Origin of the sequence: Deinococcus radiophilus (genome assembly GCF_020889625.1) — a bacterium.
Taxonomy (GTDB): Bacteria; Deinococcota; Deinococci; order Deinococcales; family Deinococcaceae; genus Deinococcus; species Deinococcus radiophilus.
In genome coordinates this window covers 1,835,128-1,860,154 of sequence record NZ_CP086380.1, presented here as the reverse complement: position 1 = coordinate 1,860,154, position 25,027 = coordinate 1,835,128, and the positions used below count along the sequence as shown (strand labels likewise).

Genomic DNA, 25,027 nt, shown 5'->3' with positions numbered 1-25,027 from the left:
GAGGAATGCTCGAGTGTGCTTGGGAAAAAATCAGGACTCAGGGGTAGACGCCGCGCATCTCGGTGGCACTGTTCAGGCGGCTGAGCGCCAGCACGTAGGCCGCAGTCCGCATGTCAATGCCGTTTTGCTCCATGACATTCATCACGTCGTCCAGTGCGCGGTTGATGTGCTGTTCGGCCACTGCTTCGATCTCATCGGCGGTCCAGAAGAAATTGGTGTGCGACTGCACCCATTCCACATAGTTCACCACCACGCCTCCGATGGCCGCGACCAGATCAGGCAGGACCCGAATGTCGCGCTCACGCAGGTAACGCTCGGCTTCGGGGAGCACAGCGCGGTTGGTGGCTTCGACCAGATAGGTGGCCCGGACCTTGTGGGCGTTGCCCGCATTCACCGTGCCAAAGTCGAAGGCCAGAATCAGCGCGTCCACGTCCAGCTCCAGGAGCTCATCCTTGGAAATGTCCAGTGCGAATCCGCACACGCTGCCGCCCTGCTCACGGTGTTCGGCCAGTGCTGGAAGGTCCAGCCCACTGCTGGAATAAATGGCCCCGTGACGGTCACTGACAGCCACAATCAGGGCGCCCTGCGCCTGCAGGAGCCGCGCTGCCTTGGAGCCGACATCGCCGTATCCGAAGATGGCAATGCGGGCATTCTTGACGCCCTGACCGCTGTCTTCCAGGGCGCGGGCGGTGACCATGGCGGCGCTCTGACCACGGGCGTCCTTGGTGGCGTATGAACCACCCAGGGCCATCGGCTTGCCCACGACCATGCCGTTGATTGAGGTTCCCCGGCCTTCGTTGAAGGCGTCGTATATCCAGGCCATGTGCTGCGAGTCGGTCCCCACATCCGGCGCCAGAATGTCCTCGTTGGGGCCGATCAGCTCGAACAGCTCCGAGGTAAAGCGGCGGGTCAGGCCTTCTTGCTCATGGGCGCTGAGGGTTTCCGGGTCCACATCCACTCCACCTTTGGCGCCACCCAGTGGCAGGTCGGCCACCGCGGCCTTGAGGGTCATGATGGCGGCCAGGGCCTCGCACTCGTGAAGCGATAGCCCCTCGCGGAAACGTACGCCGCCCATGCTGGGGCCGCGGGCATTGGAGTGTACCGAGCGGTACCCCTGAAATACCCGCACCTGACCATCATCCATCTTGACGGGCAGGTTCATCTTGACGCTGCGGCGAGGATATTTAAAGTACGCGAGTGATTGGTCCGTCACTTCGCAGTAAGGCAGGGCTTCTTGGAGCTGTTCCATCAGCCCCTGCCAGTTCAGTCCTGAAACCCTCATCTGGGCCTCCTTGGAAAATGGGGGAATGTGATGCACGGCCAAGCCAGGTCCATACGGCCAGGCAGGTGCCCAGAGCACCTACCAGAAAACTGCAACAAAGAGAGAGCCTGATTCATCGTGACAGTATGAGCATACACGCTGGCCCTCAGGAGTGTGCTCAGGTCTTGCTGCAGTGACAGCGGCTTATTTTCACGCTACCGACTGTATTTTTTCGCCTGTTCAGGCGGCTCTAAGACTGTGCGCCAGCTCACTGGGCTGCATAGAAGTTGGGCCCAGGAGGGCTGGTTTCAGACCTTCAGTGCAGATCTGGAATCAGGCGGTCCAGCAGGTCTTCCAGTTCCTGGCGGGCACTGCCGCCGGGAAGAGCATCCAGCGCTTGTCGGGCCAGATTCAGACGGCGGGCGATCTCAGCCCAGGTATCGGCTTCGGCGTGGTGTTCAGCGGCCAGGGTCTGGATGCGCACCAGATCACCACTCGGCGCGGCGCGGCGCATCAGGATGGTCCGGACTTCTTCGCCAGCCGGGCTGTCCAGCAGCCGCAGCACCGGCCAGGTGGCCTTGCCTTCGCGCAGGTCACTGCCCACCGGCTTGCCCAGCTCTTCTTCGCGGCCCAGCAGGTCCAGCAGGTCGTCGCGCAGCTGAAAGGCCATGCCCAGCTCACGTCCATATTGCCGCAGGGCCGCTTCTTGCTCCGGCGCCGCATTCAGCAGCAACGCGGGGGCAGCGGCGGCCAGTTCCAGCAGCGCCGCCGTCTTGCCGTAGATGATCCGCTCGTACTGCTCATACGACGGATTACCGTAGGCCGCCACCTGAAACTGCAGCACTTCGCCTTCACAGACCATGCTGGCGACTTCCCCAAAAGCGCGGGTCAGCCGGGCGCAACCGGGGAGATCCGACAGCAGCACCAACAGCCGCGAGAGCATAAAGTCACCGCTCATCACGCTCACCACGTTGCCGTAGCGCCGAAAGGCCGCTTCCTGGCCCCGGCGGGTATCGGCGTCGTCAATCAGGTCGTCGTGCAGCAGGGACGCCGAGTGCAGCAGTTCGATACACACAGCCAGCTTGACGGCAGCAGTATCGGGAGGTACGGCCCCCAGCGCTTCGGCGGCCAGCAGCGTGACCTGCGGGCGGATACGTTTGCCCCCGGCCCCCACCAAGTCTTCACCAATCAGCTCGATAAATTCCACTTCTGAACGCAGCACGTCACGCAACTGCTGCTCAAAGGCGGGCGTCAGGCCAGCGGATACAGCAGGTGGAACACACACGGAAACAGAAGGAGCGGGCTGACTCATGCCCGGCCAGTATAGGAAATTGCCGCCTGATCCAGCGGGATAACTGCCCCATTTGCCGGGCAGCCCGGATGGACCAGTGAGCCGCCCGGGGACGGCGGTCACTGCGGCTATGGGGGCAGACATGCTAAAAATAGGGGACATGGAAAGCGTCGTTGCACTGTTTCAGACCCCCCAGCAGGCCGCCAGAGCCCTGCAAGTTCTTGAGTCACGCGGCTTCGAGCGTGACCGTCTGGGTTTTGCCTGCACCAGCGCTGTGACCCAGACTGAAGTGGCCAGCGCCACGGGAGTCAGCCCCGAAGAGGGCGCCCCCGCCGGAGCTGGGGGAGTGATCAAAGGTGCCGTGATGGGTGCGCTGGCTGGTCTGGCGCTGACCGTGCCGGTCTGGATTCTGCTGGCCATGATTCCCGCCACCCAGGTCTATGTAGACGGCGGCATGTACGGCGCACTGTTCGGTCTGCTCGGCGGCCTGACGCTGGGCGGTCTGTTCGGGGCTATTTCCGGCTCCGATCACGGCGATTATGTGCGGCTGCTGCGCGGTTTCGGAATGCCCGCCACCCATGCTGAACAGGTGGTGCGCCGGATGAACGGTGGCGAGGTACTGGTGATTGCCCGTGACGAGGACGCCCAGCGTACCGCTGAGGCTTCTGCACTGATGCGTCAGCTGGGTGCCGTGTCACTGGAGAGTGTGGACAGCAGCGACGTGGCGGCCACCGATGAAGTGCCGCTGCAAAGCGAAGGCCGCGCCGACCTGGCCGCGCAGGAGTCCAGAGAAGGTGTGGGTCATGTGCCTTCGGCCCCGTCCGAAGCCAACCCGCCGCAAAGTGACCACGTGCGCCGCTAAAAACCAAGCATAGTTGGGGCGATTTCCTGAGGGGGTCGTCCTTTTTTATGGCCTTCGTCGGGCTGTCGCTGAAACTCTGAGCCGGATAGGCCGCCGAGTTCGTGCAGGGGATTGGTAGGCCCCACAGCAGAGCCACTCGGCCTTCTGCCCTATGATGCCTCTTATGCCTCCTCGCCGCCCCAGCTCACGTTCCAAGTCCCGGCCTCGCCGCTCAGCGCCGCGTGGCAACCCCGCCGAGTGGCCGCTGTACGCTGCCGAAGTGTTGCGTGGTCTGGAGGAAGTGGCCCGCACCGAGCTGTCGGCCATTGCCGGGCTGGATGTGCTGAGCGCCGCCGATGAGGAAATTCGCTTTCGCTACGCTGGTGCCACCGAGCGCCTGTCACGGCTGCGGAGCGTGGTCGCGGTCTACGCTGTGCGGCAATGGGACGTGCCGCGCCCCCGTGGCCTGCTGGGCCACCAACAGCTGGGCGAACTGACCAGTTGGCTCCGCGGGGTGGCCGAGCAGGGCGGACACCGCTCCTTTCGCCTGTCGGCGGCAGGGCGCGAGACGGAGGTCATGGAACGTCTGAGTGCGGAAGTCGGTCAGGCGCTTGGCCTGCCTGAACATCCCGAAGAGGGCGAGTTGCGGCTGCGCCTCCGGCCTGCTCCGGGCGGCACTGGCTGGGAGGGACTGGCCCGGTTGACCCCCCGGCCCCTTTCGGCCCGTGAGTGGCGGGTCTGCAACCGCGAGGGTGGGCTAAACGCCGCCACCGCTTATGCGGCGCTGGCGTTGGCGGGCCTACGAGTCAAGGACCGGATCTTCAACCCGATGTGCGGCAGCGGCACCCTCCTGGTCGAGCGAGCGCTGATGGGCCCCTATGAGGCGATGGTGGGCGTGGATATTGACCCCGAAGCCGTCGCCTGCGCCCGCGCCAATCTGAAAGCAGCGGGCCGGAGCGTGGAAGTGGCGCAGGTAGATGCGCTGAACACGGGCCTGCCACCCAGAACCTTCGACCTGATCGTGGCGGACCTGCCCTGGGGCGACGACATCGGCACCCACGGGGGGAACGCCGAGATGTATCCGGCTTTCCTGCGCGAGATGCACCGGCTGTGCTCCAAGGGCGGGCGCATGGTGGTGGTCACCCATGAGTTGCGGCTGTTTGAGCGTGTAGCGCAGGAATCTCCCTGGGAGGTCCGTGAACTGACCCAGGTGTACAGCGGTGGGCACCACCCGAAGATTTACCTGCTGACCCGCTGATTGGCACAGGGCAGCGGGTGGGACAATTCACGGGGACCCTCCAGCCTAGACTGGACCCCATGATGCCGACCCGCTCACTGTACCGCCGGATACTGCCAGGTTTGCTGCTCCCCGCCCTGCTGGGAGCCTGTTCACCGTCTGATTCGCAGACCACAGTAAGCGAACCGGGTGTCACTGCCCCAGCAGAGCCGATGGCAGATCACAGCGGCCATACCACTGACGCTGTTGCCAGTACCGGCGTGCTGCCGCTGGAAGCCGGAACTGCCACCGTGACCGCGGTGCCGCCGAGCATGAAGGAAACTGCCGCCTATGTTACCCTGACCAATCCCACGGACAGCGACATCGTGCTGGTGTCGGCGGCCAGTCCGGCCGCGGGTCACGTCATGCTGATGCGAACCGAAACCACTGCGGCAGACGGGGCCAGCAGCAGCGGTATGGTCGAAACGCCCAGCCTGACCGTGCCTGCTGGTGGTGAGCTGGTGCTGGCCTCCGGCGGTGATCACCTGATGCTGATGGATCTGACCGGGCCGCTGGAAGAAGGCCAGACGGTAGACCTGACTGTGGTGGCCGACGATGGCCGTACCCTGGACCTGAGTGCCGAGGTGCGCAGGCCATGACCGCCTCGCCCCAGCCACCGGCCACTCCGCCACAGGAGCCGATTGCTCGCCCCTGGCAGCAGTCGGCGCTGTTGGCGCTGATTGCTGTGGCGCTGGTGCTGGGCATCGCCTGGGCCTACGCCCGCTCGCAGAGTGCCTATCCCTTTTATGGTTCGGTGGTCAACCAGCCTGGACCTGCCCTGGCCTTTTCCGGCACCGACGGGCATGGACAGCCCTGGACCTTTCAGCCACAGGGGCAGGCGACGCTGCTGTTTTTCGGGTTTACCCACTGCCCTGACATCTGCCCACTGACGCTCAAGTACCTCGGTGAGATGCGCGCACGTCTGACCCCGGAGGAACGCGAGCAGGTAAAGGTCCTGTTCGTGTCGGTGGACCCGGAGCGCGATACCCCTGAGCGGATCCGTGAGTACGTGGAGTTCTTCGGTGAGGGCACTGGGGTACGTGTTCCCGAACCTGAACTGAGTCAGGTGGCCCAGGGCTACGGTGTGGCTTACGGCAAGGTGCCGGTAGACGGGCCGCTGGAATACCAGATTAACCACACCACCGCCACCTATCTGATTGACGCTTCGGGCTATACCCGGGTGATGTGGGATTACACCCAGCTGCCGGACGTGGACCGTATCCTGCGCGATGTGCGCTATGTGATGAACAATCCCAGGGACGTGTCGGCGGCGCGGTCCGAGCCTCAGCGGACGGCAGCTCAGTTGACAGCGGCTCAGCTGACGGCAGGAGTGCAGCCATGAATCTGAACCCTACCCTGGCCGATCTGCTGACCCTGACCTTCAATCCGCTGGTCTGGGGTGCGCTGGCTGCTGCACTGGGCCTGTACCTGTGGCAGTTTTCGCGCTGGCGGGCAAATGCTGAGCGGCGTCAGGACTGGCCGGTCTGGAAAGTGGTGCTGTTCGTCCTGGGGCTGCTGGCCACGCTTTGGGCCTTGCAGTCCAGTGCGGCGGTCTACACCGTGAACTCTATGGCGCTGTATATGGTCCGGCTGATGGTGCTGGCCGAGTTGGTGCCGCTGCTGCTCTTGCTGGGGCTACCGCGCCGGATTCCGCTGGCCCCAGGGTCACCGCTGGGGCGCATCTTCAGCGTGCTGCTTGACCCGTGGGTGGCCTTTGCGGTCTGGACCGCCGTGATTCTGTTCTGGAATATTCCTGCCGGATTCAATGCCAGTATCGTCACCAATACGGCGGCCATCTTGCTGCCTGCGCTGTACCTGATCAGCGGCACCATGATCTGGGGAGCCATGCTGCGCCCACTGCCCAGCATTCAACCGGGTACTTTTGGCAAGCGGGGTTGGTTCGGGTTTCTGGCCGCCCTGCCGATGATGTCCATTGCCGCGTGGTGGCTGTACGCCCGTGAGGTGCTGTATCAGCCGTACGTAGGCGCAGTCTGCCTGTGGAACCTGACCCCGCTGCAAAACCAGCAGATCAGTGGCTGGATCATGATGCTGGCTGGGCTGCCCGCACTGGGCCTGGCCATTTTGCAGTTGATGGCCTGGCTGATTGAGATCTCCGAGGGCAGTGGCCAGCAGCGCCCACCGCCTCCGGCCCAGACCTGAGCCGGTCCGGTCAGCAAGCCGACTGTGAGGAATCTTTTAGCGCGGCGTCAGCCGTCTGAGAGGTTCCTTTCTTTATGATGTACATCACCATGAACATAGAAGAACTGTTTCGCCAACATTTTGGAGCCGACAGCGCCCGGCAACTGGGCAGCGCTGCGGGGCTGACCGACGATCAGGCGGCACGCCTACTGGACCGTACTGTGCGCTGGCAGCTGGAAACCCTGGCCCAGCAGGCCAAGAGCGAAGGTGTGCGCTCCCAGATCACCGAGGCCATTGATAACCTGCCGCGCTTCCGCGATGTGGCCCATGGTCTGCAGGAGCAGGGCGGCGCCGACTCGCTGCAACTGGCCGGCGAAATTCTCAGCCCCGGCCTGCTGGGCAGTGACCAGAGCGATATGGCCGGGCAGCTGGCCCGCGTGGAGGGTGCGCCGCAACCCGCGATTGCCCGCCTGCTGAACATGTCGTTGCCGCTGCTGCTGAGCTTTGCGGGCCAGGCCGGACTGAACCGGGACAGTATGACCCAAATCATGTCTACCATTCGTGCGTCGGGCGTGCGCCCACGTGCTGTGGGCGGCTCCTACGTGTCTCGTGCCGGGGCACTGAGCAATGCCCCGCAGTTCCGCGATCAGGGGAACGGTGGTGAAACAAAAAAGTCCCCTGAAGCTCCGCAGGCCAGCTCGTCCCGGTCACAAGTAGAGATGTCGGCAGCAGGTGTGCGCCCCTCGCAGCCGGAGGCAGTCAGTCCAACCCAGGCAGAACGCCTGGCCCAGTCTGAGCCAGTCAGTTCCCAGCCACAGCAGGTGGCTGGCACCAACTATTCCAAGGACAGCGTGGCCTCGGCCCTGCTGGAAGACGCCGAAGTGCCCAGCCCCGAAGAACTGGAAAAACTGGCCCAGGCCCGCAATGTGCAGCCTGCCGCTCCCGTCACCGAAGCGCCGCAGTCTGCGGTGGTCCCCACTGAACCTGTTCCCGAACCAGAACTGGTACCTGAGCGTGACTACTCCAAGGACAGCGTGGTCTCCGCCCTGCTGGAAGACGCTGAAGCGCCAGCCGTTACCACCCCAGCTCCTCCCACAGCAGAGCCGACTGCATCTGTAGCGCCCCAGCCTACGGCGGCAGTGACGCCAGCTCCGGTTGCTCACACCCAGCCCAGCTCACCTGTTCAACCTGCGGCTCCTGCGGGTGCCCCGACTGCATCTGCTCAGCCTGATCAGCGCCCGGCTCCCGCTGCCGACGCACTGGCCGCTGCTGCCGCCGCAGCTGGCGTAGGTGGTGGGGCCGTTCAGGCGGCCCAGCCCGCCCCTCAGGGGAGCAACCCCTGGAAATCGGCCAAGCCAGTGGTGTCCGGTTCGCAGCCCTCGCAGGCTCAGCCGGCCCGCGCCGCTGCGCCCGCGCCTGCTGCACCCCGTGCCGTACCCGTAGCTCCTGCCGCCGCCGCGGTGTCCACGACATCTGCAGTGGCTCAGCCCGCCGCGCAGGATCAGGCCCTCAGTGCTGATAACCTGCTGACCTTTTTCCGCGAGCAGTTTTCGGGTGAGGGGACCGCCGCCCTGGCCGAAGCCACCGGGTTTGGCCGCCGCGATGCTGGCCGCGCCGTACAGGGAACTGTCCCCGTCTTGCTCAGCGCCCTGGCCCAGAAGGGTCACAACGAGGCTGGAGCCGCCGAGCTGCTGAGCCTAAGCAATGACTTTGGCCGAGTCGTACAAACGGGCGGCTTGAATATGGACCTGCTGAGCAACCGTGCCGAACTGGGTGCGATGGAAGTGCGTGGCCTGAGCGTGTTGGACCGTTTGCTGGACAATCCAGGCGAAGTCGGCGGCCGTCTGGGTACTGCCCTGGGAACGTCAGGTGAGCAAGCAGGCCGCCTGCTGGCATTGCTGACACCCTTCGTGCTGGGTCTGCTGGGGAGCCGTGCCCAGGCGACCCGCACCGACGCTGCTGGCCTGAGCCGGGTGCTGGCTGGACTGACTCCAGGCAAATTGGAAGGTCTGCTGCCCCAGGGTATGGGCGTGCTGAAGGCTTTGCTGGGCGCACAACTGTTTGGCGCTGCTCCCAAGGCGCGGCCCACCCTCCTGGAAACCAAGCAGGCCAAAGCCACCCCACTGGCCGAAGAAGAGCGCGTGGTGGTCAAGGAGCAGCCCGCTCCCGCCGTGCAGCCGATGACCCCCGAACCACCCCGTCCGGTCACTCCTCCCCCCGCCGAGCCGGAACGCGGCGGCTTCCCCTGGTGGATCATCCCGCTGCTGTTGCTGGCAGGCCTGGCCTGGTACTTCACGCAGAACCGTGCCGAACCGGTACCTGCGCCCACGCCGGCCGCCACCGAGCAGACCACGACCCCACCGGCCGCCGAGCCCGCTGCAGCCGCCCCTGAGGCTGCCCTCACGGTGCTGGAACCCGCTGACGGCACCACGGTCGCTGCCGATGGCTTTTCCATGACGGGTACGGGCGGCGCTGGCGACTACGAAGTGTTCGAGAACGGGACTTCAGTCGGCAGCTTTACTGCCGAGAGCGACGGCGCCTGGACCACCGACATCACTGCGCCAGCTGTGGGTGACAACACTTACGCCATTTGGGATGAAAGCGGCAACGAAGTCGCCACGGTGAATGTGACGGTCGAGTAAGCCCGGTTCAACTTTCTGAAAGCGCCTCCACTGTGGGGCGCTTTTTATTGCTCCCGCAGCCACTCCGCTGCCCAGCGCCCGATATAGCCGCGCATGGGGGGGAGCGCCTCCACGCTGAACCAGCGCAGCTCTGCCACTTCCACGCCGTCCGCCTGCGGCACTCCTTCCCAGGCCGTGACCCGGTACAGCGCCGTGTAGAAGCTGGCCTGGTGGCCGTTACCCAGCGTTCGCAGCGGGGTGGTGTGCAAGGTCAGCAGCTCCGCGTCCAGCACGGTCAGTCCGGTTTCCTCCTGCACCTCGCGGCGCAGCGTCCGCTCCGGCGGCTCGGCCAGTTCGCACAGGCCGCCGGGCAGGCTCCACACGTCGTCTCGGCCCACCAGCCGCTGCAACAGCACCCGCCCCTCAGCGTCAAACATCAGGCCCGCCGCGCCCATCAGGTTGACGGGCGCGTTGCCGATGATGGTGCGGAGGTCGGTGATGTAGTCGGGCGGGGCAGAGGTGGGCATGGGACCGATTGTGCCAGAAGGGGTGGCCGTAATCGTCCAGCGAATCGGCCCTCGCTGGACGATCGCCTTCCCGTCAACCCCCTGCCTCACTGACTCCTGGCCCCGGTCCCCTCTAAGCTGGGAAGATGACCGCCGCCGACCCTGCTCTGCCCCAACCAGGCGCCCCCCATATCCACCTCCCCGACGGCTCGTGCTGCGCGCCCAAGCGCTTCGCGCACCTGCACCAGCACACCCAGTACAGCCTGCTGGACGGCGCGGCCAAGCTGAAGGACCTGCTGAAATGGGCCAAGGAAACCACGCCACATGACCCGGCGCTGGCGATGACCGATCACGGCAACATGCACGGGGCGGTGCATTTCTACAACTACGCGCAGGATGCCGGGGTCAAGCCGATTCTGGGCTACGAGGCTTACGTGGTTCCCGGCTTCGGGACGCGGCGGGACCGCACGCGCGGCCAGGACGGCGAAAAGGGCATCTATCACCTCACGCTGCTGGCCCGCGACTTCGAGGGCTACCAGAACCTCTGCCGTCTGAGCAGCCGGGGCTACACGGAAGGGTATTACTACAAACCGCGCATCGACCACGAGCTGCTACAGGAGCACAGCAAAGGCGTGATTGCCTTTTCCGGCTGCCTGGGGTCCGAGGTGCAGCAACTGCTGCTGATGGGCCGCGAGGCGGACGCCAAGGAACGGCTGCTGTGGTACCGCGACCTGTTCGGGGAGAACTACTTTATTGAGATTCAGAATCACGGCCTGAAAGAACAGGGCCGTAACAATCCGATCCTGAAGGCCTGGGCGCAGGAACTGGGCATTGGGATGGTGGCGACCAACGACGGCCACTACGTCAAAAAGGAGGACGCCACCCCCCACGAGGCGCTCCTGGCGATCCAGACCAAGGCGACCCTGGCCGACGAGAACCGCTTCAAGTTTCCCTGCGACGAGTTCTACGTCAAGAGCCTGGAGGAGATGCAGGCGGCGCTGCCGGTGGCCGAGTGGGGCGAGGAGGTCTTCGATAACTCCGCCCATATCGCGGATATGTGCAACGTAGACTTGCCGGTGGGTAAGAAACGGGTGTACCAAATGCCCGCCCTGCCGATTCCCGAGGGCCGCACGATGGCCGAGGAAATGCGGGTGCAGACCTACGCCGGCATGATGCGGCGCTACCCCGCGCACGCCACCGAGAGCGTGCTGCGTGACTATGCGGGGCGCTCACTGACGGCCCTGGGCGCAGAGGACGCGGCCAAAGTCACGGCCCGCTCCGGCTGTCAGCCTCATGACTGCAGCATGGACGAGCTGCTGACCCTGCTGGCGTTTATGGGCAGCGAGTGGGAGGCGCGTGGCAAGGCAGCGGGGGAGAAGTTCACGCCTTACCCGGCCCTGGAGGCGATGGAGGCCGAGCTGGAGGGCGGCACGCTGCCCGAGTACGCCCACGAGGACTGCCGCCGCGCCCGCGTCAAAGACAGTGACACGGCGATTGACCCCGGTACGGATGAGGCGGACGAGGAAACCACACGCGGCCACCACCGCCACGCGCTGACCATCCTGCGCCGCGCCGAGTACGAACTCTCGGTGATCAACAACATGGGCTTCCCCGACTATTTTCTGATTGTCGCGGATTACATCAACTGGGCCAAGGACCAGGACATTTCCGTGGGGCCGGGGCGCGGGTCCGGCGCAGGTTCGCTGGTGGCCTACGCCATGCGGATCACCAACCTTGACCCCCTGGAATTCGACCTGCTGTTCGAGCGCTTTCTGAACCCGGACCGCATCTCCATGCCGGATTTCGACATCGATTTCAACGACGCCCGCCGCATGGAAGTGGTGGAGTACGTGCAGCGCAAATACGGCGAGGACAAGGTGGCCCAGATCGCCACTTTCGGAACGATGGCGTCCAAGGCCTGCCTCAAGGACGTGAGCCGCGTGATGGGCGTGGAATACGGCAAGGTGGACAAGGTCTCCAAGCTGATTCCGGTCAAGTTCGGCAAAAGCTACTCGCTGGAACAGGCCCGCGAAGCTGTCCCCGACATCGCGCAGATGCTGGGTGAGGACGAGGGGCTGCGCGAAGCCTACGAGTTCGCCCAGAAGCTGGAGGGGTTGACCCGTCACGCCTCGGTTCACGCGGCGGGCGTGGTGATCGGACGCGAGGAGCTGACCAACCTGGTCCCGGTGATGCGCGACACGTCCGGCAGCGGTATCGTCTGCCAGTACGACATGAAGGCCGTGGAGGACATCGGCCTGATCAAGATGGACTTTCTGGGCCTGCGGACGCTCTCGTTTCTGGACGAGGCGCGGCGCATCCTGCGCGAATCGCGGGGCATCGAGATGGACTTTGACGCGATTCCCTTTGACGACGAATCCGCCTTTGACCTGATGAGCCGGGGCGACACCAAAGGGGTATTCCAGCTGGAAGGGGCCGGCATCACCGACGCCAGCCGCCGCCTGCGCCCCCGCCGCCTGGCCGACATCATCGCCCTCAGCGCACTGTACCGCCCCGGCCCGATGGAGAACATCCCCACCTACGTGCGCCGCCACCACGGGGTAGAAGAGGTCACTTACGAGGATTTCCCCAACTCCGAAAAGTGGCTGGAGCCGATTCTGCGCGAGACCTACGGCATTCCGGTGTACCAGGAACAGATCATGCAGATCGCGTCCGACGTGGCCGGGTACAGCTTGGGTGGGGCCGACCTGCTGCGCCGCGCGATGGGCAAGAAAGACGCCGCCGAGATGGCCAAGCAGCGCCAGCTGTTCGTGGAAGGAGCGGCAGAAAACGGCGTACCCAAGGACGAGGGCAACAAGCTCTTTGACCTGCTGGACGCTTTTGCGAACTACGGCTTCAACAAATGTCTGACGGGCGATACCCTCGTGCCCACCCTCGGCGGCGAACTGCGGCGTATCGAGGACCTGTACCGCGAGGGCAGGGGTGTGCAGCTGCCCAGCGTCAACGCCGGTTATCGCCTGGAACTGCGCCCCACCGGGCAGTTTTTCGACAACGGCGTCAAGCCCGTCTTCAGGGTGAGGACCGCGCTGGGCCGCGAACTCACCGCCACCGGCAACCACCCGCTGCTGACGCTGGACGGCTGGCGCAACGTGGAGGACCTGGGCGCTGGGGACCGCATCGCCGCGCCCGCCCGCCTGCCCGAACTCGGCGCGGAGAGCTGGCCGGCGCACGAGGCTGCGCTGCTGGGCTGGATTCTGGCCGAGGGCAACACCTGCCACCCGCACGGCGCGTACCTGTACAGCCAGAACGAAACGCAGGTGGCGGACATGGTCGCCTGTGCCGAAGCGTTCCCGAACACCCGCCCCACCGTCAAGGAGCGACCGGAGCGGCAGAACGTGTACGACATCTATCTGGGCTGCGGCATTCGCGGCAGCAGCGGGGGCAAGTCCGGCGTGCGGCTGTGGCTGGAAGACCTGGGTCTGGTCGGCGTGAAGGCCACTGAAAAAGCCCTCCCCGCCGCCGCTTTCCGCCTGAGCAACGCCAGTCTCGCCGTGCTCGTCGGGCGCTACTGGTCGGGCGACGGGTTCGTTTATGGGATGGGCAACGCGGTGCCCTACGCCGCCACCTCGTCCCGCAGGCTGGCGGACGACCTCGCCCACGTCCTGCTGCGGCTGGGCATGGTCGCCCGGGTGACGCAGAAGCATTTCGGCTACGTGCGCGGCGAGGACACGGCGGGCCGCACCGGGTACACCGTTCACCTCGTCGGGCGGCGCAGCGTGGAGCAGTTCCTGGCAGTCGTCGCGCCGCATCTGGTGGGGCGGGACGCGCAGGTGGAGGGGCTGCGGGCCTACTACGCCGCCGCTCCGCTGGGCCGCGAAACGCGGGACACCGTGCCCGCCAGCATCAAGGGCCGCGTGCAACTCGCCAAAGACGCCAGCGGCCTGACCTGGCGCGAGGTGGAAACGCGCTCCGGCGTGTGTACCAAGGAGTTTTACGGCGCGGCCAGGGCGCACAAGAAGGGCTTCCGCCGCACCACCATTCAGACCCTCGCCGATTTCTTCAGGGCCCCCGAACTGGCCGACGCCTGCTCCGACGACCTGTACTGGGACACCATTACCAGCATCGAACCGGCGGGCGAGGCGCAGACCTACGACCTGGAAGTGCCGGGAACGCACAACTTCGTGGCGAACGGGCTGGTCGTCCACAACTCGCACTCGGCCGCCTACGGCGTCATCACCTACCAGACCGCCTGGCTCAAGGCCAACTACCCGGTGGAGTTCATGGCCGCGCTCCTCACCGTCGAGCGCCGCGACTCGGACAAGGTGGCCGAGTACGTCTCTGACGCCCGCAAGATGGACGTGCGGGTGCTGCCTCCGGACATCAACCGGTCCAGCTCCGATTTCGCCGTGGCCGGCGAGGAGATTTACTTTGGTCTGTACGCCATCAAGGGTTTAGGTGAAAACGCCGTGCAGCGCATCCTGGAGGAACGTGTGCAGCACGGCGGGTTCAAGTCCCTGGCCGATTTTTGCTCGCGGATTGACAACAAGACCTGCAATCGCAAGGGCTTAGAAAGCCTGATCAAGTCGGGGGCTTTTGACGCCTTCGGGGAGCGCCAGCAGTTGCTGGGGAGCCTGGAAGAGACCCTCAAATGGGCGGTCAAGGCCGCGCAGGACGCCAACAATGGCATGGACGCCCTGTTTGGAGCCGAGCAGGTCATGCCTGAGCCGCCGCTGCGTCAGGACACGGTGCCGTTTACCGATCTGGAGCGTCTGGCTGCCGAGAAAGAGGCGCTGGGCCTCTATATTTCGGGACACCCGCTGGAGCAGCACGAGGGCCTGCGCGAAGCCGCCAGTTGCCGGATTGCCGATCTGGACCGCTGGTTTGAGGTGCAGCCCAAGAAGGGTAAGCGTCAGAAAGCGGTGCTGGCGGGCATGATCGAGGGCGTCCAGAAAAAGCCCACCAAGTCCGGCGGCATGATGGCCCGCTTTATCCTGGCCGACGAGTCGGGGCAGATGGAGCTGGTGGCCTTTAGCCGCGCCTATGACCGCATCGAACACAAGCTGGTGAACGACAGCCCCGCGCTGATCATCGTGGAACTGGAAGCCGAGGACGGCGGCCTGCGGGCCATTGCTGAGGAGGTCGTGACGCCCGAGCAACTGGACGACGTGCCCAAGGTCATGTACGTGAACATTGACCTGGAAACGGCCAGCCCTGACGCGGTGGGCGAGTTCCAGAGCGTGCTGGACGAACACGCCGGACCCATGCCCACCTACCTGCGGCTGGAAACGCCCGAACAGTTCGTGCTGTACCAGTTGGAACACAACATGGGCAGCCCTGAGGCGATCCGGGCACTGAACGATTCCTTTGCCTGGGCCAAGGCCTATCTGGCCTACGACCAGCAGACCATTCTGGGGCGGTTCGCGCCCAAGCCGCCCGCCTGGATGCAGAGGAAGGGAGTGCTGCAGGCGTAAGCGTCTTCGCCCCGCTACACTACCCCCATGACCCTGCCCAGCTTCCTGACCCTGATCCTCACCGAAATCGGCTGGAATCTGGCCGTGTGGCTGCCTACCGTGCTGCTCAGCCTGCTGTTTATCCGGCTGGTGCTGGGCGTGCCCATGCGTGAGCTGGTGGCCGAGATCGAGGACCACCAAACGGCGGCCATCGGGGCGGTGTTCTTCTGGGCATCGTTGGGGTTCGCACTGCTGTTCAGCCGGGTGGTGGCCGCACCTGCGCCGCTGACTGAACTGTCCTGGTCACAGGCTTTTGTCTGGCTGGGCATGGCGGTGGGGCTGTCGCTGCTGCTGTTCAGCCTGGGGGTGTGGCTGGTGTTCGGTACGCTGGCCCGGCGCAAGGGGGAGAGTGTATCGGGCTACCTGCGCCGCGAGCTGGTGGCCGAGCATAACCTGGCGCTGTCGTTCATCCTGGGGTCGTTGTTTCTGGTGCCGGTGGTGGTGGCCTATCACGTCACGATGTGATCGGCCAGGCAGGATTGAGGATTTTCTCACCTGTCTGCGGCCCGGCAGCGTCACAGTGAACCATGACCCAAGCTGAAAAGAAGAACATGCCCGAAGAGCAAAAAAACCGCGACAACAGCCCCAAGTCCGGTGGTGAGCGTGATCCCGGCAATGGCCGCGCCAGTGTGGACGAGAAGAATGGCGAAGGTCGCCGCAACGGCAGCGAGAGCGGCGGCGGCAACGACGGCAACAAGGACTGAGCATTCGGTTGGGCAAGCCCGGTAGGGAATTCGTTCCCGCCGGGCCTTGTTTTGGCGCTGGATTAGACGGGCCGTCCTGCCATCATGAAACTGCTGGTCATGCCGCCGTCTACTGGCACGATGGCTCCAGTCATAAAGCTGGCCTCGGCACTGCCCAGAAAGTGGATGACCTGGGCCACCTCCCTAGGCGTACCGATCCGGCGCAGGGCGTGCAGGTCTTCATAGTCGCGGCGGGTCTTCTTGGGGTCGTCGCTCTCCCCGATGGCCTGCTCCACCGCTTCGGTACTGACCGCGCCAGGGGCCACGGCGTTCACCCGCAGTCCCAGCGGGGCCAGGTCCAGTGCCATGGCCCGCGTCAGGTTGACCAGGCCACCTTTGCTGGCGTTGTAGGCAGCGTTGCCCTGCTCAGCGAAGAGGCCCTGCACGCTGGCAACATTGACCACCGCGCTGCCGTCACCCATCAGCGGCAGCAGTAGGCGGGTCAGCAGCAGCGGGGCGGTGAGGTTGGTGTCCAGGGTGCGCCGCCAGCCGTCTTCGGACACGTCCTGTACCGCTCCCGCCGCGCCCTGATAGGCGGCGTTATTGACCAGGACATCCAGGTGGCCCAGTGCGCGGGCCGCATCCAGAATCTGCTGGCGGCCCTCACTGGTGGTGATGTCGGCCTGCACCCTGGGGTGTCGGCCCAGTTTGGGGATGTCCTGCAGGTCCACGCTCAGCACCATGTCGCCGCGCTCGGCGTACAGCTCAGCGGTGGCCCGGCCAATGCCCTGGGCCGCTCCGGTAATCAGGGCGGTCAGCTTGTCGCTCATGGGCGCAGCTTAGCGGTCAGCGGTGACTGCCGGGCGGTCGGCGCTTCCTTTTCCGGTTCCAGGTGTCCCATCTCCGTGTCTGCTGCGGGTGCGTGCTGGGTAGGCAGAGGCAGACGGCCTGCGCCCTGGGCCTTGATCCGTCTGCGCATTAGGCGGTAGACACCGCTCACCGTTGCCAGTCCGGTCATCCAGCCAGCCAGCACATCGGTGGGCAAATGCACGCCCAGCACCATGCGCGAGTAGCCCATCAGCAGGGTGTAGGCCAGCGCCAGCAGCAGCGCGGGCCAGCGCCAGCGGGTGCCCCACAACACAATCACTACGAAGGTCGCCAGGGCTGCCGCCGCTGCACTGTGCCCACTGGGAAATGACGCGCCCGTTTCTTCTACCAGCCGGGGCCACAGTTCCGGTCGGGAGCGGTCAAACACCAGCTTCATGGCCGCAGTGATCAGCACCGTGCCGCCTATGCCCAGCAGCGCCAGCAGCGCTTCGGCACGGTGGCGCTGTTGATAGAGCAAGGCAGCCACCAGGAGCACCAGAAAACTCATGGTCAGTGGGCCGCCCAGTTCATGCAGGCTCAGGCTCACTCGGGTCAGTGTCGTGCCGGCGTGGGCGTGGATCCAATCCATAATCGGTACTTCCAGCCGGAAGCGTTCCTTCTCCAGCAGGTCCTCGGCCAGCTCGCCCACCACCAGCAGGGGCAGGACGATCCCCAACGCCAGCAGGGCCAGGGTCCGGAGGTTCAGGCGGTGGGTGCGCAGCGGCGGGGTCATAGGAGCAGCAGTATGGCACCCCACCCTCACACCTACTGCATTTCCCGTTTCATACGCTACAGTTTCACTCGTGAGCGCCTCCCAGCCCCCTGCCCCGGACCACGTTGGCCCCGATGCGCCCACTGCCGAAACGGGCCTGCACGATGCCCACGGGAGTGTGACCCCGGAGCCGTCCGAGGGCACCCAGTCCGTGAGGAGTGCCGGAGCGCGTGGCGGGCGGGGCAGCGGCGGCGGCCCCAAGTCGGTGCGGCGCAACACCGCCGTGGTCATGCTGGGCACGCTGGGGTCGCGGCTGTCGGGCGTGTTCCGCCAGCAGATCATCAACCTGTTCGACAACACCACCATGGACGCCTTTACGGCGGCGGTGCGGGTACCCAACCTGCTGCGCGAACTGCTGGCCGAGGGCGCCCTGGTCAACTCCTTTATTCCGGTCTACAAGTCGCTGAACACGGTGGAGCGCCGCCGGTTGGCCCAGGTGTTCAGCGGTGTGATGATCGCAGTGAACCTGGTCCTGACCGCCGTGGGCATCCTGGCCGCGCCCTGGGTCGTGGACCTGTTGCTGGCCGACAACAGCAACGTGGACCCGGTCTTGACGCTTTACATGACCCGGCTGGTGATGCCGTTCCTGATGCTGATTAGCCTCTCCAGCGTGGCGATGGGCCTGCTGAACGCCGACGAGCACTTCAAGGAAAGCAGTTTCGCCCCGGTGGCCTTTAACATCGCCAGCATCATCGCGCTGCTGCTGTTGCCCCAGCAGGCCACCTGGCTGGCCATGGGCTGGCTGATCGGCGGGCTGGCGCAGTTGGTGGTGCAGTTGCCGGCGCTGAACCGTTTCGGGCTGTTGCCCCGGCCCACGCTGGGCCGCCACCCGGCGCTGGGGCGGGTCTTGAAACAGATGGCCCCCTTTACCCTGACCGCCGGCACCCGGCAGATCCTGAACGTGTATGTGTCGCGCCTGCTCAGCAACGCGCAGCTGTTCCCGCCCGGTACCCAGGCCGGTTACACCAACGCTGAAGCCCTGTTTACCATGGCCAATGGCCTGTTCGTGGTATCGCCGGCGCTGGCGATGTTTCCGCGCTTCTCGCAGCTGGCCGCCGACGGCAACTGGACCGGCTTCCGGGCGCTGACCTTGCAGGGCCTGCGGACCACCACTTTTATGGCTGCGCCGATCAGTGCGCTGCTGGTGGCACTGGCCCCCTACGCTGCCAGCATCTTCAACCTGAGTGGCACTATGCCTGAAACCCGCTTCAACGCGGCCAGCGGCATCCTGTCAGGCTGGGCGCTGGCGCTGATTCCCTGGGCGATGGTGACCATCTTGCTGCGGACCTTTTATGCCCGCGAGCGCACCCGTGACGCCGTGGTGATCAGCGCCGTGGGTTTTGTGCTGGAAGTGGTGCTGTACAACGCCCTGGTGCCGGTCATCGGGTTCTGGGGGTTCGGGGTCAGCACGGCGATCAGCGGGGTGCTGATGACGCTGGCGCTGATCTGGATGTACCGCCGCGCCGTACCGCTGCCCCTGTCGCCGCTGCTGAACCACCTGGGCCGCGCGGTGCCGCTGGCCGGGCTGGCGGGGCTGACCGCCTGGGTGGTGTCGCTGCTGCTGCCGGACGCGGGGCCGCTGCTGCCCAGCCTGCTGGTGCTGGCGGTGGCCGGCGGTCTGGGCCTGGCGGTGTACCTGGGCGGAGCCGTGCTGCTGAAGATGCCCGAAGTGGACGGCGTGACCCGCCGCTTGCGGCGCGGCTGAGCGTCAGTCCCCGCTGCCAGTCACCTTCTCTGCTGGCCATCCGGCGGTGGTTGCCATGTCGTACAGGCCCCGGCGAAACTCTTGCTCACGCTCAAGTGCGGCCTGGAACTCGGCTGCGTCTACCACGTTCACCCCTTGCTGTCGCAAGGGCTCCAGCGACAGCGGTGGCAACGGGCTTTGGCCCCGGTCCTGCACCTCATAAAAGGACCAGATGAGGCCCTCCACCGAGTCGCGTACTGCCTGGAGGCGCTTGGGTGGCCCGTCCTTGAGGCCATACTGCGCGATCAAGAGTGCCTCGCCCAGCACCGCCAGTTGCAGGTGCGGGTCTACCTCGGCATAGTGGTCGTAGAAGGAATGCAGAAAGAGGGCGCTGCGGTGCTGGGCATCCAGTCGGATCAGGTCGCCGCTCAGATCATGCAGCAGCCCAGCCAGGCCGTGCGGGTGGTCGTTCAGCCCAGTCAGCACAAAGGCCTGAGGGGTGGGGCCAGCCCGGAAGATACGGAGCGAAACCTGTCGCCGCTCACTGCGTGATGATGCTATGGGCGTCAGGAAGGTGATGGCGAAGGTCAACAGGAAAAACCCATTCAGCGCTGCCAGTGGGGTAAGCAGCCGCCAGCCGGAGGTCTTGGCGTGCAGGTCGCCCAGGCCCAGCGTGGTCAGGGTGTAGCCCACGAAGTAGGCGGTGTCGGTCAGGGAAGCCGGTTGCTCATCCTCGGCCCAGGTCACCAGGTCTGCCTGGGACCAGAACAGCAGCGTCCAGCCGAGCCAGGTCAGCACGAACCAGCTGATGAACGTGCCCATCACCATCCAGATCGGATTCCAGGCCAGTACTTCGCGCCGGTCCCGGCGCCGCCGCAGAGCGTGCAGCAAGCGGGTGGTGCCGCGATATATGGCGCGGGTCAGGGGACCTTCGCCCATCTGCAAACTGGTGGTCAGGAGGTCCAGCAGTGCGAACAGGAGCAGGCCCAGGCCGGCCAGTCCCAGCCAGGGCCGCAGTGCCTCCAGCGCAGTGAACAGGCTGGTATCGGTGGACATGAGCTTCAGTGTGACATGTGGGGCTGTGCCGTGCCGGAGTGCTAGCCGCTGTGGGGTTCCGAGTGGGTCTGACCGGTGTAACCGAACAACTGATAGGCCAGCCAGGCGGCCTTTTCGCGCAGCAGGTAGCGCGGGCTCACGTTTTGCCACAGCGCACTGGGACTGGCATTGGCGTCCATGCCCAGGTCACGCGCCATCGCCAGGGCACGCGGCGCATGGACCCGGTCAGTCACGATGGTCACTGATGTGCCGGGGGACACCAGCTTGGCGGCGTAGTTCAGGTTCTGCTCGGTGGTGCGGCTGCGCTCCTCAGCCAGCAGGGCACTCCTCGGCACTCCCTGGCGATACAGATAAGCCGTGCCTACTCCGCCCTCGGTGTAAGGGTCGCCCTCTATGCGCCCGCCGGTCACCACGATGGTCCGAATCCCGCCAGCCTGATACAGTTCCAGCGCGTGGTCCAGCCGTACCCGGAAGGCGGGGCTGGGGCGCCCTGAATACTGCGCGGCCCCCAGCACGATCAAGGTGTCATGGGGCGCTTCGTCCGGCACGCCGATAGGCCACAGCACAAAAGCTGCCCCCAGAATCAGGAGCAACAGCAGGAAGCGGAACAACCCAAGCATGCGCCGCCCAGCATAAGCCAAAATCGCCCCCGTGAGCGGAGCGAGTAGCGAAGAGGGTGGCGGGCCGCCCCGCTGCCCAGGACAAAATCGCCCCCGTGAGCGGAGCGAATAGCGAAAGCGCGTGGCGAGCCGCCTGACAGCCTGGCCGCACAGTCTGAAAAAGGGGCCGTGATAGCCTCCTTGCAATTCACAGGAATTCAGCAAGCCGGCCCGGAGGGGCCACCGCTGAGGGGAGAAGTTTTTTTCATGCCGAACACTCTGGTTATCGTGGAATCGCCAGCCAAAGCCAAGACCATCGCCAAATACCTGGGCAAAGGCTACGCGGTGGAGTCCAGCATTGGGCATATCCGCGACCTGCCGCGCAGCGCCGCCGACATCCCCGAGAAGTACAAAAAAGAATCGTGGGCACGCCTGGGGCTGAATGTAGACGACGGCTTTAAGCCGCTGTATGTCGTGTCGCCCGAAAAGCGGACCCATGTGGCCCGGCTACGCAAGCTGGCCGCCCAGGCCGACGAAATTATTCTGGCGACCGACGATGACCGCGAAGGGGAGAGCATCGCCTGGCACCTCTACGAGGAACTGCGGCCCAAGGTGCCGGTGCGCCGGATGGTCTTTCACGAGATCACCAAAGAGGCGATCCAAAAGGCGATTCAGTCGCCGCGCGAGATCGACACCAACTTGGTCGAAGCCCAGGAAACCCGCCGCGCCCTGGACCGCCTGTACGGTTACGAGGTCAGCCCAGTGCTATGGAAAAAGGTGGCTCCCAAGCTGTCGGCCGGCCGGGTGCAGAGTGTAGCGACCCGGATGCTGGTGGAGCGCGAACGTGAGCGGATGCTGTTTGTCAGCGGGACGTGGTGGGACCTACTGGTCACGGCGCTCAAGGACGGTCAGACCTTTCCGGCCCGCCTGACCGAAGTGGGGGGCGAACGGCTGGCCGTGGGCAAGGATTTTGACCCCAACACCGGCAAAGTGAAGCAGGGCAGTGACACCCGGTTGCTGACCGAAGCTGAAGCCCAGGCGCTGGCGGCGGGGCTGCGTGGTCAGCCGCTGCGGGTTCTGAGCGCCGAGGAAAAGCCGTTCACCCAGCGGCCGCCCGCACCCTTTATTACCTCGACTTTGCAGCAAGAAGGCGGGCGCAAGCTGCGCCTCAGCTCGCGTGACACCATGCGGGCCGCCCAGCGGCTCTATGAGGGCGGCTACATCACCTATATGCGGACCGATTCGACCAACCTGAGCGCCGAGGCGGTCAACGCAGCCCGGCAGCAGGCCGCGCAGATGTACGGTCAGGACCATGTGTCGCCGCAGCCCCGTGTCTATGCCAAAAAGGCCAAAAATGCTCAGGAAGCCCACGAGGCGATTCGTCCGGCGGGCAGCACGTTCCGCACGCCTGAGCAATTGCGCAGCGAGCTGGGCGGCGCCGAGTGGCGACTGTACGACCTGATCTGGAAGCGTACCGTCGCCTCGCAGATGGCTGACGCCAAAGGCCTGAGCCTGCGGGTGCGCCTGGGTGGACAGGTGAACGGCGAGGCCCTGACGCTGGCCGCTTCGGGGCGGACCATTCAGTTCGCTGGATTTCTGCGGGCCTATGTAGAAGGCAGTGACGACCCCGCCGCCGCACTAGGCGACCGTGAAACCCACCTGCCCCCACTGAAAGAGGGCGACACTGCGACTGCACAGGACGTGGCTGCCGAAAGCCACGAAACCCAGCCCCCGGCCCGCTTTACCGAGGCCAGCTTGGTCCAGGGGCTGGAGGCGGCGGGCATCGGGCGGCCCAGCACCTACGCCAGCATCATCCAGACCATTCAGGATCGTGGCTACGCTCAGCGCAAGGGTCAAGCGCTGGTGCCCAGCTGGACGGCGTTCGCGACCTCGGCGCTGCTGGAACATCACTTCGGGCAACTGGTGGATTACGATTTCACCGCCCGCATGGAAGAAGACCTGGACGAGATCGCCGGAGGCCGCGAGAGCCGCGTGCCATATCTGGAGCGCTTTTATCTGGGGACAGGGTCTGCGCCGCGTGAGGGCGAAGCTCCGGCGTTCGGCCTGCGTCCCCTCATCGAAACCAAGATGGGCGAGATTGACGCCCGTGGCATCGCCACCATTGACGTGCCCCGGCTGCGTGGCAGCGGCATCGAGCTGCGGGTGGGGCGCTACGGTCCCTATATGCAGCGCGGTGACAGCAAGGCCAACTTGCCCGAAGACCTGGTGCCCGACGAGCTGACCCTGGAGCGTGCCGAGGAGCTGATGGCCCAGCCTAGCGGCGACAACGAACTGGGCACCGACCCGGAAAGCGGCCAGCTGGTATTTGCCCGCAGCGGGCGCTACGGTCCCTATGTGTCGCTGGGTGGCGAAGAAGGCAAGCCGCTCAAGTCGGCCAGCCTGTTTCCCAGCGACAGCCTGGGCAGCATGACGTTGGAACGGGCGCTGGAACTGCTCAGTCTGCCGCGTCTGGTGGGCGTCAGTGACGGCCAGGAAGTCTGGGCCATGAACGGACGCTATGGCCCTTACATTAAGCGTGGCAGCGACTCGCGCAGCCTGACCAGCCATGATCAACTGTTCGACGTCACCCTGGCCCAGGCCGAGGACATCTTCAAGCAGCCCAAATACGGCGGGCGTGGTCAGGCCGCCGAGCCGCTGGCGGTGTATCAGAACGAGGGCCACAGTGACATTCAGCTGAAGAAGGGCCGCTATGGTCCCTACCTGACCGACGGTGAGCGCAACGCCACCTTGCGGCAGGGCGAAAGCGCTGAAACCCTGAGCGCTGAACAGGCTCTGGACATCATGCAGGAGCGCGGCAAGGAGCCTAAAAGCAAAGCGGGCAGAGGGAAAAAAGCTGCCAGCGCCAAGCCGAAGGCGAGTGCCAAGAAGGCCGAAGCCCCGGCCAAGGCTGCCCTCTCCTGGGACGACCTGAAACCCTACCTGAGCGTGTTGGACGACACCGAGCGGCAGCTGGTCACCGCGACCCGCGAACAGGGGCGCAAAGTGGACGCCGTCGCGCCTGAATTGGGCTTAGACCTCAAGCGGGCCAAAGGGATGGCGCTGCAAGCCAGCAAACGGCTGAATCAGGCGGCGCGGGCTGATGGGGTCGGCGGCAGTGCGGCGGCCCCAGCCCGCAAAACTGCCCCCAGCAAGACGGCGGCGGGTGGGTCCTCAGCCAGCCGCAAAGCTTCGGCTACGGCCAAAAAAGCCCCGATCACCTGGGAGCGCTTAAAGCCGTATTTGAGCGTCCTCAGCCCCGAAGAGCGGGCGTTGGTCACGGCGACCCGCGAGCAGGGTCGCCGAGTAGAAGAGGTGGCTCCTGAACTGGGCCTGGACGTCAAACAAGCGCGGGGCATGGCGCTGCAGGCCAGCAAGAAGCTGAATCAAGCAGCGCGGGCCGATGGGATCGTCTGAGCCAGTGGTCAACGGGTTGGGTGAGCGCTGGCTGGACCACTTCATGGCCTTTCTGGGTGAATATGACGAGGTTCGGCGTTACCCAGGTGCGGTGGGCACCGTACAGGTCCTGTCTTTTCCCCAGGCCATCACGGAATGTGTCGTCTTCGCTTCGCTGGGCTTTAGCCGCCTGCACCCGGAAACGGAAGTCTATACGGTGGCTGACACGGCCTTTGATGTTATGCCAGACCTTTTGGGCAACATCCTGACCTTCTGGTTGGCGTCAGGTGGTCATTCCCTACAGCGGGGAATGTGGCTGGAGATTTCCGCGATCCTGTCCCCCGACTTCATCACTTTGACGGGTAAGACCGCTGTGTATTTCACTGCGCCGCATGGACTGCCAGAATCTTTTACTGCTCCAGCGCTGCGCCCGGTGCAAATGATTCTGATCAGTGCCGCTGAGCTGGAGATGCTCCGCTGCGATGACGTGAACGCCTTTGAAGATATGCTGGAGGCACAAGAGGTAGATGTTTTTGACTTGCGTCGCCCTTCCCTTTAGAAGATATCTTT

Annotated in this window: 19 protein-coding genes; 12 read left to right on the top strand and 7 right to left on the bottom strand. The window is 65.1% G+C overall.

Features of this window, described 5'->3' with window-relative positions:
- Positions 1 to 37: 37 nt before the first annotated feature.
- Complete coding sequence (locus tag LMT64_RS09355; RefSeq protein WP_229253188.1) at positions 38 to 1,282, bottom strand: Glu/Leu/Phe/Val family dehydrogenase; 1,245 nt, start codon at positions 1,280 to 1,282, stop codon at positions 38 to 40.
- A 295-nt stretch (positions 1,283 to 1,577) separates the two neighbouring features.
- Complete coding sequence (locus LMT64_RS09350; RefSeq protein WP_126351882.1) at positions 1,578 to 2,573, bottom strand: polyprenyl synthetase family protein; 996 nt, start codon at positions 2,571 to 2,573, stop codon at positions 1,578 to 1,580.
- Between the two features lie 139 nt (positions 2,574 to 2,712).
- On the opposite strand from LMT64_RS09350, the gene LMT64_RS09345 reads away from it, so the two are divergent.
- The 6 genes from LMT64_RS09345 (at position 2,713) to LMT64_RS09320 (ending at position 9,450) form a co-directional block, all read left to right on the top strand.
- Entirely contained in the window at positions 2,713 to 3,414 is a 702-nt protein-coding gene (locus LMT64_RS09345) for a hypothetical protein (protein WP_126351881.1), read from the top strand.
- A gap of 163 nt (positions 3,415 to 3,577) precedes the next feature.
- On the top strand, positions 3,578 to 4,651 hold the full coding sequence (locus tag LMT64_RS09340; protein ID WP_407647839.1) for a methyltransferase domain-containing protein: 1,074 nt from the start codon (positions 3,578 to 3,580) through the stop codon (positions 4,649 to 4,651).
- A 59-nt stretch (positions 4,652 to 4,710) separates the two neighbouring features.
- Positions 4,711 to 5,268 carry a copper chaperone PCu(A)C gene (locus tag LMT64_RS09335; RefSeq protein ID WP_126351879.1) on the top strand — a complete coding sequence of 186 codons (558 nt, stop codon included), beginning with the start codon at positions 4,711 to 4,713 and terminating at the stop codon, positions 5,266 to 5,268.
- Complete coding sequence (locus LMT64_RS09330) at positions 5,265 to 6,011, top strand: SCO family protein (RefSeq protein ID WP_126351878.1); 747 nt, start codon at positions 5,265 to 5,267, stop codon at positions 6,009 to 6,011. The genes LMT64_RS09335 and LMT64_RS09330 overlap by 4 nt, the downstream gene beginning before the upstream one ends.
- Positions 6,008 to 6,829, top strand: coding sequence for a cytochrome c oxidase assembly protein (locus LMT64_RS09325; protein WP_126351877.1), 822 nt, complete (start codon positions 6,008 to 6,010; stop codon positions 6,827 to 6,829). Before LMT64_RS09330 ends, LMT64_RS09325 begins: the two co-directional genes overlap by 4 nt.
- A gap of 89 nt (positions 6,830 to 6,918) precedes the next feature.
- Positions 6,919 to 9,450 (top strand): DUF937 domain-containing protein, encoded by a 2,532-nt coding sequence (locus LMT64_RS09320; RefSeq protein WP_170165962.1) that lies wholly within the window; start codon positions 6,919 to 6,921, stop codon positions 9,448 to 9,450.
- Positions 9,451 to 9,494: 44 nt separating this feature from the next.
- On the opposite strand, the gene LMT64_RS09315 is transcribed toward LMT64_RS09320, so the two are convergent.
- Positions 9,495 to 9,956, bottom strand: a complete 462-nt coding sequence (locus LMT64_RS09315; protein WP_126351875.1) for an NUDIX domain-containing protein — start codon at positions 9,954 to 9,956, stop codon at positions 9,495 to 9,497.
- A 125-nt stretch (positions 9,957 to 10,081) separates the two neighbouring features.
- On the opposite strand from LMT64_RS09315, the gene dnaE reads away from it, so the two are divergent.
- The 3 genes from dnaE (at position 10,082) to LMT64_RS09300 (ending at position 16,107) form a co-directional block, all read left to right on the top strand.
- Positions 10,082 to 15,364, top strand: a complete 5,283-nt coding sequence (gene dnaE / locus LMT64_RS09310) for a DNA polymerase III subunit alpha (RefSeq protein ID WP_229253187.1) — start codon at positions 10,082 to 10,084, stop codon at positions 15,362 to 15,364.
- Between the two features lie 27 nt (positions 15,365 to 15,391).
- Positions 15,392 to 15,868, top strand: a complete 477-nt coding sequence (locus LMT64_RS09305) for a hypothetical protein (protein ID WP_126351873.1) — start codon at positions 15,392 to 15,394, stop codon at positions 15,866 to 15,868.
- Between the two features lie 62 nt (positions 15,869 to 15,930).
- The gene (locus LMT64_RS09300) at positions 15,931 to 16,107 is read left to right on the top strand and encodes a hypothetical protein (RefSeq protein ID WP_126351872.1); all 177 of its coding nucleotides are present in this window, start codon (positions 15,931 to 15,933) and stop codon (positions 16,105 to 16,107) included.
- 62 nt (positions 16,108 to 16,169) lie between these two features.
- On the opposite strand, the gene LMT64_RS09295 is transcribed toward LMT64_RS09300, so the two are convergent.
- Both LMT64_RS09295 and LMT64_RS09290 read right to left on the bottom strand, forming a co-directional pair.
- Positions 16,170 to 16,916 (bottom strand): SDR family NAD(P)-dependent oxidoreductase, encoded by a 747-nt coding sequence (locus LMT64_RS09295; protein WP_126351871.1) that lies wholly within the window; start codon positions 16,914 to 16,916, stop codon positions 16,170 to 16,172.
- The gene (locus tag LMT64_RS09290; protein WP_126351870.1) at positions 16,913 to 17,686 is read right to left on the bottom strand and encodes a phosphatase PAP2 family protein; all 774 of its coding nucleotides are present in this window, start codon (positions 17,684 to 17,686) and stop codon (positions 16,913 to 16,915) included. The genes LMT64_RS09295 and LMT64_RS09290 overlap by 4 nt, the downstream gene beginning before the upstream one ends.
- A 70-nt stretch (positions 17,687 to 17,756) precedes the next feature.
- Here LMT64_RS09290 and murJ point away from each other — a divergent pair, with 70 nt between their 5' ends.
- The gene (gene murJ / locus LMT64_RS09285) at positions 17,757 to 19,430 is read left to right on the top strand and encodes a murein biosynthesis integral membrane protein MurJ (RefSeq protein ID WP_407647838.1); all 1,674 of its coding nucleotides are present in this window, start codon (positions 17,757 to 17,759) and stop codon (positions 19,428 to 19,430) included.
- Positions 19,431 to 19,433: 3 nt separating this feature from the next.
- On the opposite strand, the gene LMT64_RS09280 is transcribed toward murJ, so the two are convergent.
- The gene (locus LMT64_RS09280; RefSeq protein ID WP_229253186.1) at positions 19,434 to 20,465 is read right to left on the bottom strand and encodes a potassium channel family protein; all 1,032 of its coding nucleotides are present in this window, start codon (positions 20,463 to 20,465) and stop codon (positions 19,434 to 19,436) included.
- A gap of 41 nt (positions 20,466 to 20,506) precedes the next feature.
- Positions 20,507 to 21,085 carry a YdcF family protein gene (locus LMT64_RS09275; RefSeq protein ID WP_126351868.1) on the bottom strand — a complete coding sequence of 193 codons (579 nt, stop codon included), beginning with the start codon at positions 21,083 to 21,085 and terminating at the stop codon, positions 20,507 to 20,509.
- 246 nt (positions 21,086 to 21,331) lie between these two features.
- On the opposite strand from LMT64_RS09275, the gene topA reads away from it, so the two are divergent.
- Both topA and LMT64_RS09265 read left to right on the top strand, forming a co-directional pair.
- On the top strand, positions 21,332 to 24,478 hold the full coding sequence (gene topA / locus LMT64_RS09270; RefSeq protein WP_126351867.1) for a type I DNA topoisomerase: 3,147 nt from the start codon (positions 21,332 to 21,334) through the stop codon (positions 24,476 to 24,478).
- Positions 24,465 to 25,016 carry a suppressor of fused domain protein gene (locus LMT64_RS09265; protein ID WP_126351866.1) on the top strand — a complete coding sequence of 184 codons (552 nt, stop codon included), beginning with the start codon at positions 24,465 to 24,467 and terminating at the stop codon, positions 25,014 to 25,016. Before topA ends, LMT64_RS09265 begins: the two co-directional genes overlap by 14 nt.
- The last annotated feature ends 11 nt before the right edge of the window (positions 25,017 to 25,027 follow it).

Excerpts from the sequence above, each read along its gene's own strand:
- LMT64_RS09295 (WP_126351871.1), bottom strand. The coding sequence starts at position 16,916 with ATGAGCGACAAGCTGACCGCCCTGATTACCGGAGCGGCCCAGGGCATT.
- LMT64_RS09345 (WP_126351881.1), top strand. The coding sequence starts at position 2,713 with ATGGAAAGCGTCGTTGCACTGTTTCAGACCCCCCAGCAGGCCGCCAGA.
- LMT64_RS09275 (WP_126351868.1), bottom strand. The coding sequence starts at position 21,085 with ATGCTTGGGTTGTTCCGCTTCCTGCTGTTGCTCCTGATTCTGGGGGCA.
- LMT64_RS09280 (WP_229253186.1), bottom strand. The coding sequence starts at position 20,465 with ATGTCCACCGATACCAGCCTGTTCACTGCGCTGGAGGCACTGCGGCCC.
- LMT64_RS09325 (WP_126351877.1), top strand. The coding sequence starts at position 6,008 with ATGAATCTGAACCCTACCCTGGCCGATCTGCTGACCCTGACCTTCAAT.
- topA (WP_126351867.1), top strand. The coding sequence starts at position 21,332 with ATGCCGAACACTCTGGTTATCGTGGAATCGCCAGCCAAAGCCAAGACC.
- LMT64_RS09350 (WP_126351882.1), bottom strand. The coding sequence starts at position 2,573 with ATGAGTCAGCCCGCTCCTTCTGTTTCCGTGTGTGTTCCACCTGCTGTA.
- LMT64_RS09265 (WP_126351866.1), top strand. The coding sequence starts at position 24,465 with ATGGGATCGTCTGAGCCAGTGGTCAACGGGTTGGGTGAGCGCTGGCTG.
- dnaE (WP_229253187.1), top strand. The coding sequence starts at position 10,082 with ATGACCGCCGCCGACCCTGCTCTGCCCCAACCAGGCGCCCCCCATATC.
- LMT64_RS09300 (WP_126351872.1), top strand. The coding sequence starts at position 15,931 with ATGACCCAAGCTGAAAAGAAGAACATGCCCGAAGAGCAAAAAAACCGC.
- LMT64_RS09335 (WP_126351879.1), top strand. The coding sequence starts at position 4,711 with ATGATGCCGACCCGCTCACTGTACCGCCGGATACTGCCAGGTTTGCTG.
- LMT64_RS09330 (WP_126351878.1), top strand. The coding sequence starts at position 5,265 with ATGACCGCCTCGCCCCAGCCACCGGCCACTCCGCCACAGGAGCCGATT.
- LMT64_RS09315 (WP_126351875.1), bottom strand. The coding sequence starts at position 9,956 with ATGCCCACCTCTGCCCCGCCCGACTACATCACCGACCTCCGCACCATC.
- LMT64_RS09290 (WP_126351870.1), bottom strand. The coding sequence starts at position 17,686 with ATGACCCCGCCGCTGCGCACCCACCGCCTGAACCTCCGGACCCTGGCC.
- LMT64_RS09355 (WP_229253188.1), bottom strand. The coding sequence starts at position 1,282 with ATGAGGGTTTCAGGACTGAACTGGCAGGGGCTGATGGAACAGCTCCAA.
- LMT64_RS09305 (WP_126351873.1), top strand. The coding sequence starts at position 15,392 with ATGACCCTGCCCAGCTTCCTGACCCTGATCCTCACCGAAATCGGCTGG.
- LMT64_RS09320 (WP_170165962.1), top strand. The coding sequence starts at position 6,919 with ATGAACATAGAAGAACTGTTTCGCCAACATTTTGGAGCCGACAGCGCC.
- LMT64_RS09340 (WP_407647839.1), top strand. The coding sequence starts at position 3,578 with ATGCCTCCTCGCCGCCCCAGCTCACGTTCCAAGTCCCGGCCTCGCCGC.